Source organism: Streptomyces sp. NPDC006140, assembly GCF_040628815.1.
Taxonomy (GTDB): Bacteria; Actinomycetota; Actinomycetes; order Streptomycetales; family Streptomycetaceae; genus Streptomyces.
On record NZ_JBEXTS010000012.1, the window covers coordinates 328,397 to 342,005 of the forward strand.

The following is a 13,609-nucleotide window of genomic DNA, read 5'->3' on the forward strand; positions in this document are numbered from 1 at the left end:
ATGACCGACTGGACGATGTGGCTGGAGGCCACGGGAGCCTTAGCGGGTGCCGGCGGTCTCGGCTACGCGAAGGTACGCGCCCCTCGCGTGTACTGGTCGCTGGTGGGGATGCCGGTGGCCTGGGGCCGCTTCACCCTGTCGTACCGCTCGACGATGGACGTGTGCGGGCTGACGGTGCACCCGTCGGGCCTGCGGGCGTTCATGACCCGCAACGTGGCCCGCCGTGAGGTGCAGCCGGTCCCGCCGAAGATCCGCCGCATACGTGGTACGTCGACGGGGCTGCGGGTGACTCTGCGGCTTCCCGCCGGCCTGGAGCCCGCCGACGTGATGGCTTCCTCGGAACGGCTGCGGCACGCCTGGGGAGTCCACTCGGTGACCGTGGTGGAGACGAAGCCCGGTTTCGTCGAGCTGCGGATGACCGGCTACGACGTGCTGCGCCGGGTGCGGATGCCCCGCAAGGCCCGCCCGCACGACATGGTGGTGCCGGTCGCCGTGCGGGAAGACGGGACCGCGTTCGAGCGGGACTACCGCAAGGCGCCCATGGCGCTCACCCTGGGCGCCAACCACTCCGGCAAGTCCATGTATCAGCGCAACCTGATCAAGGGGCTTGCGCAACTGCCGGTGGCCCTGGTCGGCATCGACTGCAAGCGCGGGGTGGAACAGTCCGCGTTCGCGCCTCGCCTGTCGGCGCTGGTCACCAGCCCTGATGATGCCGCCTCGCTGCTCGGTGTCCTGGTTGCGGAGATGGAAGACCGCTTCGACCTTCTCAGCCGGCACGGTGTCTCCGATCTGTGGGAACTGCCCGCCGGCGCGCGGCCGGTGCCGGTCGTGGTCCTGGTCGACGAGGTGGCGGAACTGTTCCTGATCTCCTCCAAGAAGGATGAGGAGCGCCGGGAACGGATTGTCACCGCGCTGATCCGGCTGGCGCAGATGGCCCGGGCGATCGGCATCTACCTGGAGATCTGCGGGCAGCGCTTCGGCTCGGACCTGGGCAAGGGCGCCACCATGCTGCGGGCTCAGCTCACCGGCCGTGTGGTGCACCGCGTCAACGACAAGCAGACCGCCGAAATGGGCCTGGCGGACGTGGCCCCGGACGCCGTTCCGGCCGCGAGCCTGATCCCGATGAACCGCCCCGGCACGGCTGTCGCGGCGGACGCCTCCGGCGGCTGGTCGAAGATCCGCACCCCGGACACCTTGCGGGAAGAGGTCGTCGCCATCTGCCGGGACTTCGCCCACCTGGTGCCGGACCTGCCGTTCCTCGAACCGTTCCGCCCGCACGTGCCTGCTGAGGCGCCGGCGGCCGGTCCATCGCTCGTCAAGCCCCGACCGGTCACCGAGTAACACCCGTACCGCCACGGTCGGCGCGACCGCATCGCGCCAGGTCCCTACCCCCGCCATGCCGAAAAGCCGGAAGGAGGGCACCACCGATGGCCACCGACACCGACACCCGCGAGACCGAAGCGAACGACTGCCCGGTCTGCCACGGCACCGGTGAAGTCACCCGCACCGTCCGCGTGGGCCGCAAACGCCGTGTCGTCGGCGAACAGTCCGGCCTCTGCCTCAACTGCCTCGGCTCCGGCCAGGCACCCGACTGACCCGCCGGGCCGGGCGGCCGGACACCGCTCCCCGCCCGCCCCTGGCCCAACCCCCGAAGGGAGGTGCCCTCATGCCCCGCTCGATCCGCCCGGATGCCGTCCTCGTTCAGGCCGTTATCGCCGGTGCGCTGTCCTTCGCCCACCTGCACGACTTGGCCGAAGCGGCCGGACAGACCGGCTGGAAAGCCTGGGCCTACCCGGTCTCGGTTGATCTGCTGCTGGTCGCCGCCTGGCGCCGACTGCGCACAGCCCGCCGCGACCGCTCCGCCTGGACCTGGTTCGTCATCGCCCTGACCGCCTCGCTCGGCGCGAACATCGCCACCGCCGGACTCCTCAACCTGGAGCACGTGCCCGCCTGGCTACGCATCCTCGTCGCCGGCTGGCCCGCCCTGGCCTTCCTGGGCGGAACCCTGCTGGTCCACACCCCGGCTGACCCGATCTCTCCCACACAGGCTGTGGACGAGGTGCCCGCGCCGGAAGTCGAGATGCACCGCACCGACGAGCCCGACCCCGACTCGGCCTCTGTCGAGACCGTGCCGGAGCTGACTTCCGCCCCGCCGCAGCCCGCGCCCAGCGCCCCCACGGTTCCGATCGCGCTGCTCGACCACGCCCGGAAGATCGCCGACGCTCACCAGGCCTCCACCGGCTCTCCGATGCCCGCCGAGGCGCTCTCCGCCCGGCTCCAACTGCCCGCCCCGATGGCCGACGCCATCGCCGCCGAACTCCAACTCACCTGACCAGAAGGGAGAAACCGCCCATGACCGCCTACCGCCGGTTCCGCAACGTGATCCGCATCGGCCCCGTTCAGGTCGCCACGTCCTACGACGGCCGTGGCCGCGACAAGCACACCGCCGCCTGCACCGCCCCTGGCTGCGGCTTCGCCGCCGACTACGACACCCGCGCTGGCGCCGAACTCGCCGCCCGCACCCACCGCTGCAAGGCCTGAGAGGAGATCTCGCCATGGATGTCCCGCTCTGGCTCGCCCTGCTCGTCATCGGATGGCTCGGCGTCAAGCTCGCGCGCCCGCCGTGGTGGCTGGTCGCCGTGCTCCTGGTCGGCGGCTACCTCGTCGCCGGAAGCTTCCTCGCCCCCGCCCTCAGCACCGTCCTCAAGTGAAGGGACCAACCCTCGTGTTCACGCCGAAGTACCCGCCCAAGGACACCGCACCCCCGGCCACGGCTGCCGCGCCGGCCACCCACACCCCGGCGCCCGTCCAGCCGAACTCGGCCCCGGTCGCCCCGGCCTCGAACCGGCCGACCGTCCAGCTCACCCCCGGCAGCGCGCTCGCCCTCGCCGCCGGCGGAGGCGCCGTGGTCCTCGTCGTCGGCGCGGTCCTGGTCTCCATGCTCCTCGCGGTCGCCATCACCGCCACGTCCGTCGCCGTGGTCGCGGTCGTCCTCCGCTCGATGGTCAAGGACTTCAACAACCACCGCTAAACGGCCCCCGGAGCGGCCTCGGTCGCCAAACTTCCGCCGCTCCGGGCGCCTGCACCCCTTCCAGACCCAACGGACCCGAAAGGGAAGCCCCATCATGCCCCAGCACGCCCAGAACACGCCCGTCTGCCGCGACTGCGACGGCTTCGCCACCGTCGCCATCACCACCGGCAGCCGCCACGCCGACGGCACCCGCGCCACCCTCCGTGTCGGCTGCCCGACCTGCCAGGGCACCGGCCGCACCCTCCCCGCCGCCTTCGCGCGGACCGGGAGGTGACCAGCATGGGCGACCTGACGCCGACCCCGGATCGCCCCGGCCTGCACATCAGCAAGCCGTCCCCGAACGCCCCGGCCCAGGGCTCCGCCGTGTGCCACTGCGGCGCGAGCGCCACCGCGACCGGTGACAACCAGGTCCGCCTCCTGGTCCAGGGCTGGGAGGCCAACCACGGCTCCGCCCACGCGGAGGGGTGACAGCGTGACCGACACCGCCACCATGGCGGGCCTGGACCCGGCCACCCTCGCCGACGTGCTGAGGGTGGCCGGGTCTCCCGGCTTCGACCGCATCCAAGAACAGATCCGCCGCACCGGCGGCTGCTCCGACCCCATCCACCTGCAAGGCTCCACCGTCACCCGCGACGCCACGACCGGGCATGTCCTGCACTCGTACTCGACGGACACCGAGCCCGGAGGTCGGCTCCGGGTCGCCTGCGGCAACCGCCGTGCCTCCCGCTGCCCGGCCTGCGCCTGGACCTACGCCGGGGACACCTACCACCTGATCCGGGCCGGACTCGTCGGCGACCCCGCCAAGGGCACCCCGCACACGATCCGGGACCACCCCCGGGTCTTCGCCACCCTGACCGCGCCCTCGTTCGGCCCGGTCCACAACCGCCCCGGTAACCGGCCCTGCCGCTGCGGCCAACGCCACGGCGAGGACGCGCCCGAACTTGGCACCCCGCTCGACCCGGCCACATACGACTACGCCGGCGCCGTGCTGTGGAACAACCACGCCTCCGAGCTGTGGCGCTACTTCACGATCTACCTGCGCCGTGAGGTCGCCAAGCGGGCCGGCCTGACCCAGAAGGCTGCCAAGGAACAGTCACGGGTCTCCTTCGGCAAGGTCGCCGAGTACCAGAAGCGCGGGGCCGTGCACTTCCATGCCGTGATCCGCTTCGACGGTCCTGACGGGCCAGACGACCCGCCGCCGGCCTGGGCCACCCTCGACCTGCTCACCGACTCCATCCGAGCCGCTGCCGCCCGCGTCGCGGTCGACGTTCCCCCCGCCGGTGACCAGCCCGCCCGCACGCTGCACTGGGGCACGCAGCTCGACGTGCAGCCGATCGGCGCCTTCGGCCACGGCGAGGAGATCACCGAACAGGCTGTCGCCTCCTACGTGGCCAAGTACGCCACCAAAGCGGCTGAGACCACCGGCACCGTAGACCGCCGCATCGGCAACAAGGAGGCCCTGGTCCTGCTCGGCGTGCCTGACCACCCCCGCCGACTCATTGAGGCCTGCCTGGACCTGCACGCGCTCTACCCGGACCGCAAGCTCCGGGACTGGGCTCACATGCTCGGCTTCCGGGGCCACTTCTCCACCAAGTCCCGCCGCTACTCCACCACCCTCGGCGCGCTGCGCCAGACCCGCGCCGACTACCGCGCCGCCCAGCAACGCGAGGCCCTCGGCCTGCCCGACCCCGACGACGAGGAGGCAACCACCCTGACCCTCGCCCACTGGTCCTACGCCGGCCACGGCCACACCCCCGGCGAGTCCTGGCTCGCCGCCAACATCCGCCGCGACATCCAACACAACCGCGAGATTGCCCGCGACGAACTACCCGCCCTGCTCGACCTGGAAGGAGCCACTGCATGACCGCCGCACCAACCACGCTGCTGACCGTCCCTGAGGTCATGACGCGGCTCAAGTACGGCCGTTCCAAGGTCTACGACCTGATCCGCACGAAGCGGCTCCGCTCGATCACTGAGGGGCGTTGCCGGCGGATTCCGGAGAGCGCGGTTGAGGAGTACATCCGGGCTCGCCTTGAGGAGGCCGCCTGATGCCTCGGCGGAAGCGCAATCCCAACGGCTCCGGCACGGTCACGAAGCGTGCTGATGGTCGCTATCAGGCTGCCGTGTACGTTCCGCAGCCGGACGGGACGGTGAAGCGCAAGTATGCGTATGGACGGACCTACGACGAGTGCGACAGCAAGCGCCGTGAGCTGATCGACCGTGCCAACGGCGGCATTCCGACTCCGACCCGCGACATGACCTTGGGACAGTGGTTCGACTACTGGCTTGAGGTCATCGTCAAGCCCAACCTGGCACATAACAGCTACCGAACCTACGAGGCGGCCGTGCGGCTTCATCTCCGCCCCCGACTGGGTTCTAAGGTCATGGTCAAGTTGGGCGTGAAGGAGCTTCGCGGGGTCATCCAGCGACTTGCAGAGGACGAAGGGGCGAAGACCGCCAAGCGGGTGCTTCGAGCGCTCTCAGCGGCGCTGACGGCCGCGATGGTCGAAGACATCGGGGTGACTCGGAACGTGGCCAAGCTCGTCCATGTGCGAGCGACTACGGACAGCGGGAAGAGCTGGGACGCCGTGAGCGTGCTGCGCTTCCTGGCCGCTGCTCGACGCCGTACCCCGTACTACCCGGCATTCCTGGTCGTGTGCCTCCTGGGCCTGCGTCGCGCCGAGGTGTGCGGACTGCGCTGGGAGGACATCGACCTGGACAACCGGGTCATCCTCGTTGAGAAGCAGCGGCAGCGCACCAGCGCCGGCACGGTCGACGTGGATCTCAAGACGGAGACCTCGAAGGCTGCTCTGCCTTTGCCTGCACAGTGCATCGCACCCCTGCGCTGGGCCCGCTTGCGCACGGCCTGGCTGCGGGAGCAAGCGATCAGTCGAGGACGCCCTTGGTTCGATGATCCCGACGGGCACGTGTTCGTCACGCGTACTGGACGTCCGCTGCAAGCGGCTCACTTCTACCTGGTCATGCAGCGGATCATCGAAGCGGAGGGGCTCGACAAGATGAACCCCAAGGGCCTCCGCAAGTCTTGCGGCACGCTCCTGGTCCACCTGCGAGTGCATCCCAGGGTCGTCAAGGCGATCCTTCGGCACAGCCGGATCGCAACGACGATGGACATCTACGCTGAGGCCCTGGACCCGGATGTCATCGAGGCTGTGGCACAGCTCGATCGGCTGCTTCGGCAGCCGGCCCGGATCCGTGAGCTGGAGGTGGCGCACTCGGTTTCAGAAGCCGCTTGATGTCACCGTTGGATGTCACGGCCCCTCTCCCCGCGCATCGTCGCAGGTAGGGGGGCCGTTTCCGTTGATCAGGGTGAGAGCATCCCATTCTCATAACAGTGGCGAAGGCAGTGGTGAGGTAGGTCACCGGCCAGTGACCATAGTCGCAGGGAGCGCCACTGTCTGCCCTCCTTTCCCGCCGCCGCCGATCTTCGACGACCTCCGCGGCCACGGCACGACGGGCGAGCACGCCGGAGCCGGCACCACCCGGGCACCCGCTCCGGCAGCCGCTCGGCTCAGCCCGCCGCCACCCGGCGCGACCGGGCACACACCTCGGCGAGCGCCTCGGCCGTGACGGGCGATACGGCGCCTTCCTCCGTGACGATCGCCGTCACCAGCTCCGGCGGAGTCACGTCGAACGCCGGGTTGTACGCCTGCGTCCCCAGCGGCGCCACCGGGATCCCGCCTCCCGCCTCCGCACCGGCCACCGGCACCTGCGGCGCCACCACCTCGGTCACCTCGTGCCCGGGACGCTGCTCGACCTCGATGGACGCCCCGTCCGCCGTGTCCAGGTCCACGGTCGTCACCGGCGCCACCACGATGAACGGCACATGGTGGTACCGCGCCAGCACCGCCAGCGGATAGCTCCCCACCTTGTTCGCCACCGACCCGTCCGCCGTGATCCGGTCCGCCCCGATCAGCACCGCGTCCACCTCGCCCGCGGCGAACAGCGACCCCGCCGCGTTGTCGGTGAGCAGCGTGTACGCCATCCCGCTGCGGGCCGCCTCGTACGCCGTCAGACGCGCGCCCTGCAGCAACGGACGCGTCTCGTCCACCCACAGCCGCCGCAGCCGGCCCACCCGGTGCGCCGCGAGCGCCACCGCGAACGCCGTGCCCTCGCCGCCCGACACCAGCGAACCGGTGTTGCAGTGGGTGAGGATCCGGTGCCCGCCACCGGGCAGCAGCTCGTCCAGCAGCGCCAGCCCGTGCTCGGCCATCCGCCCACTGGCCTCGGCGTCCTCCCGGTGCAGTTGCCGCGCCGCGGCCAGCGCCGCCGCGGCCGCCTGCCGGACGTCACCTCCCTTGGCGAGCGCCGCCTCGTGGGCCGACTGCGCCCGGCGCACACCGACGGCCAGATTCACCGCGGTCGGCCGGGCACTCGCCAGCGCCGCCGCGGCCTCGTCCACGTCGAAGCCCCGCACGGCGGCGAGCGCGACGCCGTACGCCCCCGCGATGCCGAGCAGGGGCGCCCCGCGCACGGCGAGCGAGCGGATCGCCTCCACCAGCGCGGGCGCGTCCGTACAGACCAGTTCGACCTCCTCCGCGGGCAGCCTCGTCTGGTCCAGCAAGACCAGAACGGGGCCTTCCGGTGGCTCTTCCCAACGGATCGCCGGGATCTCGGTCGGCCGCTTGTCATCGCCGCTGTACGCGTACTGATCAGCCATGCGGTCAGTCTGCCCCGTATGGAGCGGACAATTGAAGGTACGCAGCCCATACCGCGGCCGGTCACACCAAGACCACCCCATGGCACGATGGCTGCCAACCTGCCGCCGCGACCGCGGACGGGCACCGTGAAGGAGCGACGATGAACGACACTCCGGGCTGGGCCTCGCCCGGATCCGCCCCGTCCGACGGGCAGAAGCCTGACGCGTCCGGCCCTGCCGAGCCCGCCGACCGCCCCGGGCCCGCGCAACCCGCCGACCAGCCGGGACAGCCGGGCCAGACCCCGCAGGGCACCGGCCCGCAGTGGTCCAAGGAGCAGCCGCCACCGGCCCAGTGGTCCGCCCCCAGCGGCCCGGCCGGCCCCGGCCAGGCTCCCCCGCCCCCACCACCCGGCCCGGGCTGGGGCAACCAGCCCCCCGGCGGATACGGCCCCGGCGGCCCTGGCGGATACGGCCCCGGAGGCTACGGACACCCCGGAGGCCACGGGGGCTGGGGAAGCGGCTGGGGCGGCCCCCCGCCCGCCGCCAAGCCCGGCATCATCCCCCTCCGCCCGCTCGGCGTCGGCGAGATCCTCGACGGCGCCGTCTCCACCATGCGCACCCACTGGCGCACGGTCCTGGGCATCTCCCTGACCGTCGCGGTCCTCACCGAGATCATCGTCGTGCTGTTCCAGGGCCTCGTCCTGAACGACTCCAGCACCGAGGCCCTCAACGACCCGAGCGCCACCCTCAGCGAGCTGAGCCGCGCCATGGGCGACGCCCTGCTCAACTCCAGCGTGATCTTCGTGATCTCCCTGGTCGGCACCGTCATCGCGACCGCCCTGCTCACCACCGTCACCAGCCGCGCCGTGCTCGGCAAGTCGGTCACCATCGGCGAGGCCTGGCGGGACGCCCGCCCTCAGGTCCTCAAACTGTTCGGCCTCATCTGCCTGCTGCTGTTCATCACCGCCGGCATCGTCACCGCGGGCACCCTGCCCGGCATCCTCATCGCCGCCGCCGGGAGCACCGGGCCGGGCGTCGCGCTGACCATCCTGGGCATCATCGGCGCCGGCATCGTCGCCCTGTGGCTGATGATCCGCTTCTCCCTGGCCTCGCCCGCCCTCATGCTGGAGAAGCAGGGCATCAAGAAGGCGATGAGCCGCTCCGCGAAACTGGTCCAGGGCACCTGGTGGCGGATCTTCGGCATCCAGCTGCTCGCCACGATCATCGCGAACGTCGTCGCCTCGATCATCGTCATCCCCTTCACCTTCCTCGCCGCGGCCCTCAGCGGCGACGGCATCACCGGCTGGCTCAACACCGGTGCGGCCAGCCTGGGCTGGACGTTCCTCATCGTCAGCGGCATCGGCTCGGTGATCGGCTCCATGATCACGTTCCCGATCACGGCGGGCGTCACCGTGCTCCTCTACATCGACCAGCGCATCCGCCGCGAGGCCCTCGACCTCGAACTGGCCCGCGCCGCCGGTGTGCAGGGCTACGGCCCCACCGCCCCCGGCAACACACCGGGGAGCTGATGCGGTGAGCCCGGCGGGGGAACTTCTCACAATGGCGCTGCCCAGCGCCGCCATACGGACACTGCTGCGCGCCGGCGACAGCTCCCTGCTGTCGCCGGCCCGCTCCGCCGACGAGCCGCCCCTCACCGTCCCGCGCGACCCCGCGCGCGAGGCGGCCCGACGCGAGCTGTCCAAACGGATGTACCACGAGGACGACCCCAGCCTGTTCCAGCGCGCCCTCGACGCCTTCTGGGACTGGCTCGACAAACTCTTCAACGCCGCCTCGACCGCCACACCCGGCGGCGCACTCGGCCTGGCCGTCATCATCCTGGCCGTCCTCGCGGTCCTGGGCGCCCTGTGGTGGCGCCTGGGCACCCCGCGCCGCCAACCCACCTCGTCCGCCGCCCTGTTCGACGACCGCCCCCGCAACGCCGCCGACCACCGCGCCGCCGCCGAGGCACACGCCGCCCAGGGACACTGGAACCAGGCCGTCCAGGAACGCATGCGCGCCCTCGTCCGCGCCCTGGAGGAACGCGCCCTGCTCGACGCCCGCCCCGGCCGCACCGCCGACGAGGCCGCCGCCGAAGCCGGCCGCGCCCTGCCCGACCACACGGACCGACTGCGCACCGCCGCCCACGACTTCGACGACGTCACGTACGGCGGCCGGTCCGCGACCGAGCAGTCGTACCACCGCATCGCCGAACTCGACCGCGACCTGGAACGCACCAAGCCCCAGCTCGCCGCCAGCAGCGCCAACACGGCCCCCAACACCCGCCAGGGAGCCGCCGAATGACCACCGAGGCCACGCTCCCGTCCACCTCGGCCTCGCCCACCGCACGCCAGGTCTGGACCCGCGCGCGCGGTATCGCCCTCGCCCTCGTGGTGCTCCTCGCGGGCGCCGTCGCCATCGCCGTGCTCCGCTCCGACGCCCGGCACGGCGAACTCGACCCGCGCTCCGTCGACCCGGGCGGCAGCCGCGCCGTCGCCGAGCTCCTCGCGGACCGGGGCGTCGACACCCGCGTGGTCACCACCCTGGACGAGGCCACCACCGCGGCCGGCCCCGACACGACCCTCCTGGTCGCCGTCCCCGACCTGCTGACCCGCAGTCAGCAGTCCCGGCTGCACGACGCGTTCGCCGACTCGGGCGGCCGTACCGTCCTGGTCGCCTCCGGCAGCGCGTCCATCGAACAGCTCGCCCCCGGCGTCACCGCCGACCCCGCCACCAGCCTCGACTCGGCGCTCTCCCCCAAGTGCGACCTGCCCGCCGCCCGCCGCGCCGGCACCGCCGAAACGGGCGGCGTCCGCTACACGACCACCCACCTCGACGCCGACGAGTGCTACCCGAGCGAACGCCTGGCCACCCTGCTGCGCATCCCGGCCGACCGCGGAGACGGCGACACCGTCGTCCTCGGCGCGCCCGACATCCTCCTCAACGACCGCCTCGACGAGCAGGGCAACGCCTCGCTCGCCCTCCAACTCCTCGGCTCCCGCCCCCATCTGGTCTGGTACCTCCCCTCGCTCTCCGACTCCTCGGCCACCGGCGCCGACGACGAACGCGGCTTCTTCGACCTGCTCCCCTCGGGCTGGCTCTGGGGCACCCTGCAACTCTTCTTCGCCGCAGGCCTGGCCGCCCTCTGGCGGGCACGCCGACTCGGCCCCCTGGTGCCCGAAAAACTCCCCGTCGCGATCCGTGCCTCGGAAACCGCCGAAGGCCGCGCCCGCCTCTACCGCAAGGCCGACGCCCGCGACCGCGCGGCCGACGCTCTTCGCTCCACGACCCGCACCCGCCTCGCCCCCCTCACCGGCGTCCCCGTCACCCAGGCGCACACGCCCGAGGCCCTGATCCCCGCCCTGTCCGCCCACCTCCACGGCGACGGCCAGGACCTGCACACCCTCCTCTTCGGACCACCGCCCAGCGACGACGCAGCACTCATCGCACTCGCCGACCGACTCGACGCCCTCGAAAGAGAGGTACGCCGTCCATGATGGACCCGACCACTGACAACGCCGGGCAGACCGGGGACCCGGGCGCCGCCCGAGCCTCCCTGGAGGCCCTGCGCGCCGAGATCGCCAAGGCCGTGGTCGGCCAGGACCCCGCAGTGACCGGCCTCGTCGTCGCCCTGCTCTGCCGCGGCCACGTCCTCCTCGAAGGCGTCCCCGGCGTCGCCAAGACCCTCCTGGTCCGCGCCCTCGCCTCCGCCCTCGAACTCGACACCAAGCGCGTCCAGTTCACCCCCGACCTCATGCCGAGCGACGTCACAGGCTCCCTGGTCTACGACACCCGCAGCGCCGAGTTCTCCTTCCAGCCCGGCCCGGTCTTCACCAACCTCCTCCTGGCCGACGAGATCAACCGCACGCCCCCCAAGACCCAGTCGTCCCTCTTGGAGGCCATGGAGGAACGCCAGGTCACCGTCGACGGCACCCCCCGCCCCCTCCCCGACCCGTTCCTGGTCGCCGCGACCCAGAACCCGGTCGAGTACGAGGGCACCTACCCCCTCCCGGAAGCCCAGCTGGACCGCTTCCTCCTCAAACTGACCATCCCCCTCCCCTCCCGCCAGGACGAGATCGACGTCCTCACCCGCCACGCCGAGGGCTTCAACCCCCGGGACCTCCACGCCGCCGGCGTACGCCCCGTAGCGGGCCCGGCCGACCTGGAAGCAGCCCGAGCCGCCGTCGCCAAGACCACGGTCTCCCCGGAGATCACCGCCTACGTCGTCGACATCTGCCGCGCCACCCGCGAGTCGCCGTCCCTCACCCTGGGCGTCTCCCCCCGAGGCGCCACGGCCCTCCTGGCCACCGCCCGCGCCTGGGCCTGGCTGACCGGCCGCGACTACGTCATCCCCGACGACGTGAAGGCCCTCGCCCTGCCGACCCTCCGCCACCGCGTCCAGCTCCGCCCGGAGGCCGAAATGGAAGGCGTGACGGCCGACTCCGTCATCAACGCGATCCTCGCCCACGTCCCCGTTCCCCGCTGATGGCACTCACCGGACGCGCCGCCCTCCTCGCGGCCCTGGGCTCCCTCCCCGTGGGCATCTGGGAGCCCAGCTGGACGGGCATCCTGGCGGTCAACGCACCCTTGGCCGTGGCCTGCGCCTGCGACTTCGCCCTGGCCGCCCCCGTACGACGCCTGGGCCTGTCGCGCTCCGGCGACACCTCCGTACGCCTGGGCGACACGGCGGACGTGACCCTCACGATCACCAACCCGTCCCGCCGTCCCCTCCGCGCCCGTCTCCGCGACGCCTGGCCGCCCAGCAGCTGGCAGCCCGGCACGGAAACGACGGCTTCCCGCCACCGCCTCACGGTCCCGCCCGGCGAACGCCGCCGCGTCACGACCCGCCTGCGCCCCACCCGCCGAGGCGACCGCCAGGCCGACCGGATCACCATCCGCTCGTACGGCCCCCTCGGCCTCTTCTCCCGCCAGGGCACGCACAGGGCCCCTTGGACGGTGCGCGTCCTGCCCCCGTTCACCAGCCGCAAGCACCTGCCCTCCAAGCTGGCGCGCCTGCGCGAACTGGACGGCCGCACCAGCGTGCTCACCCGCGGCGAAGGCACCGAATTCGACAGCCTCCGCGAGTACGTCCCCGGTGACGACACCCGCTCCATCGACTGGCGCGCCACGGCCCGCCAGTCCGCCGTCGCTGTACGCACCTGGCGCCCCGAACGCGACCGCCACATCCTGCTGGTCCTCGACACGGGCCGCACTTCGGCGGGCCGTGTGGGCGATGCCCCCCGCCTTGACGCCTCCATGGACGCGGCCCTGCTCTTGGCGGCCCTCGCGTCCCGCGCCGGCGACCGCGTGGACCTCCTCGCCTACGACCGCAAGGTCCGCTCCCTCGTCCAGGGCCGCACGGCAGGCGATGTCCTTCCGTCCCTGGTGAACGCGATGGCCACGCTCGAACCCGAGCTCGTCGAGACGGACGCCCGGGGCCTCACGGCCATGGCACTCCGTACGTCCCCCCGCCGCTCTCTGATCGTCCTGCTCACCACGCTTGACGCGGCCCCCATCGAGGAGGGCCTGCTCCCAGTACTCGCCCAGCTCACCCAGCGGCACACGGTTCTGCTGGCATCGGTAGCGGACCCGCACATCACCGAAATGGCGAAAGCCCGCGGAAACGTCGACGCCGTCTACGAGGCCGCCGCGGCCGCCCAGGCCCAATCCGAGCGCCACCGCACCGCAGAACAACTCCGTCGCCATGGCGTCACAGTCGTGGACGCCACACCGGACGACCTCGCGCCGGCCCTGGCGGACGCGTACTTGGCACTGAAGGCGGCTGGACGCCTCTAACGACAACAAAGGGCCCCGGAAGGGGCCCAAAAACAGAAAACCCCCGCATCCGAAGATACGGGGGTTTTCCCAAAAATTGTTCGGCGGCGTCCTACTCTCCCACAGGGTCCCCCCTGCAGTACCATCGG

Annotated in this window: 17 protein-coding genes; 16 read left to right on the forward strand and 1 reads right to left on the reverse strand. The window is 72.0% G+C overall.

Features of this window, described 5'->3' with window-relative positions; genetic code table 11:
• From ABZ386_RS29435 to ABZ386_RS29485, 11 genes are all read left to right on the forward strand, one after another.
• Window positions 1–1,341, forward strand: a complete 1,341-nt coding sequence (locus tag ABZ386_RS29435) for an FtsK/SpoIIIE domain-containing protein (protein WP_358966567.1) — start codon at window positions 1–3, stop codon at window positions 1,339–1,341.
• Between the two features lie 86 nt (window positions 1,342–1,427).
• Window positions 1,428–1,595 (forward strand): hypothetical protein, encoded by a 168-nt coding sequence (locus ABZ386_RS29440; RefSeq protein ID WP_358966570.1) that lies wholly within the window; start codon window positions 1,428–1,430, stop codon window positions 1,593–1,595.
• 71 nt (window positions 1,596–1,666) lie between these two features.
• A complete protein-coding gene (locus ABZ386_RS29445) occupies window positions 1,667–2,332 on the forward strand; it encodes a DUF2637 domain-containing protein (protein WP_358966573.1) in 666 nt (221 codons plus the stop codon).
• Between the two features lie 20 nt (window positions 2,333–2,352).
• Window positions 2,353–2,541, forward strand: coding sequence for a mobile element transfer protein (locus ABZ386_RS29450; protein ID WP_030067617.1), 189 nt, complete (start codon window positions 2,353–2,355; stop codon window positions 2,539–2,541).
• A 14-nt stretch (window positions 2,542–2,555) separates the two neighbouring features.
• Window positions 2,556–2,711 (forward strand): hypothetical protein, encoded by a 156-nt coding sequence (locus tag ABZ386_RS29455; RefSeq protein ID WP_358966575.1) that lies wholly within the window; start codon window positions 2,556–2,558, stop codon window positions 2,709–2,711.
• A 14-nt stretch (window positions 2,712–2,725) separates the two neighbouring features.
• Window positions 2,726–3,031 carry a SpdD protein gene (locus ABZ386_RS29460; RefSeq protein WP_358966627.1) on the forward strand — a complete coding sequence of 102 codons (306 nt, stop codon included), beginning with the start codon at window positions 2,726–2,728 and terminating at the stop codon, window positions 3,029–3,031.
• Between the two features lie 94 nt (window positions 3,032–3,125).
• Window positions 3,126–3,305: a hypothetical protein gene (locus tag ABZ386_RS29465; RefSeq protein ID WP_358966577.1), complete on the forward strand. Its 180-nt coding sequence runs from the start codon at window positions 3,126–3,128 to the stop codon at window positions 3,303–3,305.
• A gap of 5 nt (window positions 3,306–3,310) precedes the next feature.
• A complete protein-coding gene (locus ABZ386_RS29470; protein WP_358966580.1) occupies window positions 3,311–3,499 on the forward strand; it encodes a hypothetical protein in 189 nt (62 codons plus the stop codon).
• Between the two features lie 4 nt (window positions 3,500–3,503).
• Window positions 3,504–4,895, forward strand: a complete 1,392-nt coding sequence (repSA, locus tag ABZ386_RS29475; RefSeq protein ID WP_358966583.1) for a replication initiator protein RepSA — start codon at window positions 3,504–3,506, stop codon at window positions 4,893–4,895.
• Window positions 4,892–5,080, forward strand: a complete 189-nt coding sequence (locus ABZ386_RS29480) for a helix-turn-helix domain-containing protein (RefSeq protein ID WP_358966585.1) — start codon at window positions 4,892–4,894, stop codon at window positions 5,078–5,080. The genes repSA and ABZ386_RS29480 overlap by 4 nt, the downstream gene beginning before the upstream one ends.
• Entirely contained in the window at window positions 5,080–6,285 is a 1,206-nt protein-coding gene (locus tag ABZ386_RS29485) for a site-specific integrase (RefSeq protein ID WP_358966588.1), read from the forward strand. Before ABZ386_RS29480 ends, ABZ386_RS29485 begins: the two co-directional genes overlap by 1 nt.
• Window positions 6,286–6,560: 275 nt before the next feature.
• On the opposite strand, the gene mtnA is transcribed toward ABZ386_RS29485, so the two are convergent.
• Complete coding sequence (gene mtnA, locus ABZ386_RS29490) at window positions 6,561–7,709, reverse strand: S-methyl-5-thioribose-1-phosphate isomerase (protein WP_356620109.1); 1,149 nt, start codon at window positions 7,707–7,709, stop codon at window positions 6,561–6,563.
• A 140-nt stretch (window positions 7,710–7,849) separates the two neighbouring features.
• Between mtnA and ABZ386_RS29495 the strand changes: the two genes are divergently transcribed.
• From ABZ386_RS29495 to ABZ386_RS29515, 5 genes are read left to right on the forward strand one after another with little or no spacing between them, the layout of a single operon-like run.
• Complete coding sequence (locus tag ABZ386_RS29495; RefSeq protein ID WP_358966592.1) at window positions 7,850–9,217, forward strand: glycerophosphoryl diester phosphodiesterase membrane domain-containing protein; 1,368 nt, start codon at window positions 7,850–7,852, stop codon at window positions 9,215–9,217.
• A gap of 31 nt (window positions 9,218–9,248) precedes the next feature.
• The gene (locus ABZ386_RS29500) at window positions 9,249–9,989 is read left to right on the forward strand and encodes a DUF4129 domain-containing protein (RefSeq protein ID WP_358966594.1); all 741 of its coding nucleotides are present in this window, start codon (window positions 9,249–9,251) and stop codon (window positions 9,987–9,989) included.
• Window positions 9,986–11,182 carry a DUF4350 domain-containing protein gene (locus tag ABZ386_RS29505; RefSeq protein ID WP_356506484.1) on the forward strand — a complete coding sequence of 399 codons (1,197 nt, stop codon included), beginning with the start codon at window positions 9,986–9,988 and terminating at the stop codon, window positions 11,180–11,182. Before ABZ386_RS29500 ends, ABZ386_RS29505 begins: the two co-directional genes overlap by 4 nt.
• Window positions 11,182–12,171, forward strand: a complete 990-nt coding sequence (locus ABZ386_RS29510; protein WP_114253266.1) for a MoxR family ATPase — start codon at window positions 11,182–11,184, stop codon at window positions 12,169–12,171. Before ABZ386_RS29505 ends, ABZ386_RS29510 begins: the two co-directional genes overlap by 1 nt.
• Entirely contained in the window at window positions 12,171–13,481 is a 1,311-nt protein-coding gene (locus ABZ386_RS29515; RefSeq protein ID WP_351342159.1) for a DUF58 domain-containing protein, read from the forward strand. Before ABZ386_RS29510 ends, ABZ386_RS29515 begins: the two co-directional genes overlap by 1 nt.
• Window positions 13,482–13,609 lie beyond the last annotated feature (128 nt).

Coding starts and splice junctions, on each gene's coding strand:
- ABZ386_RS29505 (WP_356506484.1), top strand. CDS start 9,986: ATGACCACCGAGGCCACGCTCCCGTCCACCTCGGCCTCGCCCACCGCA.
- ABZ386_RS29495 (WP_358966592.1), top strand. CDS start 7,850: ATGAACGACACTCCGGGCTGGGCCTCGCCCGGATCCGCCCCGTCCGAC.
- ABZ386_RS29440 (WP_358966570.1), top strand. CDS start 1,428: ATGGCCACCGACACCGACACCCGCGAGACCGAAGCGAACGACTGCCCG.
- ABZ386_RS29485 (WP_358966588.1), top strand. CDS start 5,080: ATGCCTCGGCGGAAGCGCAATCCCAACGGCTCCGGCACGGTCACGAAG.
- ABZ386_RS29435 (WP_358966567.1), top strand. CDS start 1: ATGACCGACTGGACGATGTGGCTGGAGGCCACGGGAGCCTTAGCGGGT.
- ABZ386_RS29455 (WP_358966575.1), top strand. CDS start 2,556: ATGGATGTCCCGCTCTGGCTCGCCCTGCTCGTCATCGGATGGCTCGGC.
- ABZ386_RS29500 (WP_358966594.1), top strand. CDS start 9,249: ATGGCGCTGCCCAGCGCCGCCATACGGACACTGCTGCGCGCCGGCGAC.
- ABZ386_RS29465 (WP_358966577.1), top strand. CDS start 3,126: ATGCCCCAGCACGCCCAGAACACGCCCGTCTGCCGCGACTGCGACGGC.
- ABZ386_RS29480 (WP_358966585.1), top strand. CDS start 4,892: ATGACCGCCGCACCAACCACGCTGCTGACCGTCCCTGAGGTCATGACG.
- ABZ386_RS29510 (WP_114253266.1), top strand. CDS start 11,182: ATGGACCCGACCACTGACAACGCCGGGCAGACCGGGGACCCGGGCGCC.
- ABZ386_RS29450 (WP_030067617.1), top strand. CDS start 2,353: ATGACCGCCTACCGCCGGTTCCGCAACGTGATCCGCATCGGCCCCGTT.
- ABZ386_RS29470 (WP_358966580.1), top strand. CDS start 3,311: ATGGGCGACCTGACGCCGACCCCGGATCGCCCCGGCCTGCACATCAGC.
- mtnA (WP_356620109.1), bottom strand. CDS start 7,709: ATGGCTGATCAGTACGCGTACAGCGGCGATGACAAGCGGCCGACCGAG.
- ABZ386_RS29445 (WP_358966573.1), top strand. CDS start 1,667: ATGCCCCGCTCGATCCGCCCGGATGCCGTCCTCGTTCAGGCCGTTATC.
- ABZ386_RS29515 (WP_351342159.1), top strand. CDS start 12,171: ATGGCACTCACCGGACGCGCCGCCCTCCTCGCGGCCCTGGGCTCCCTC.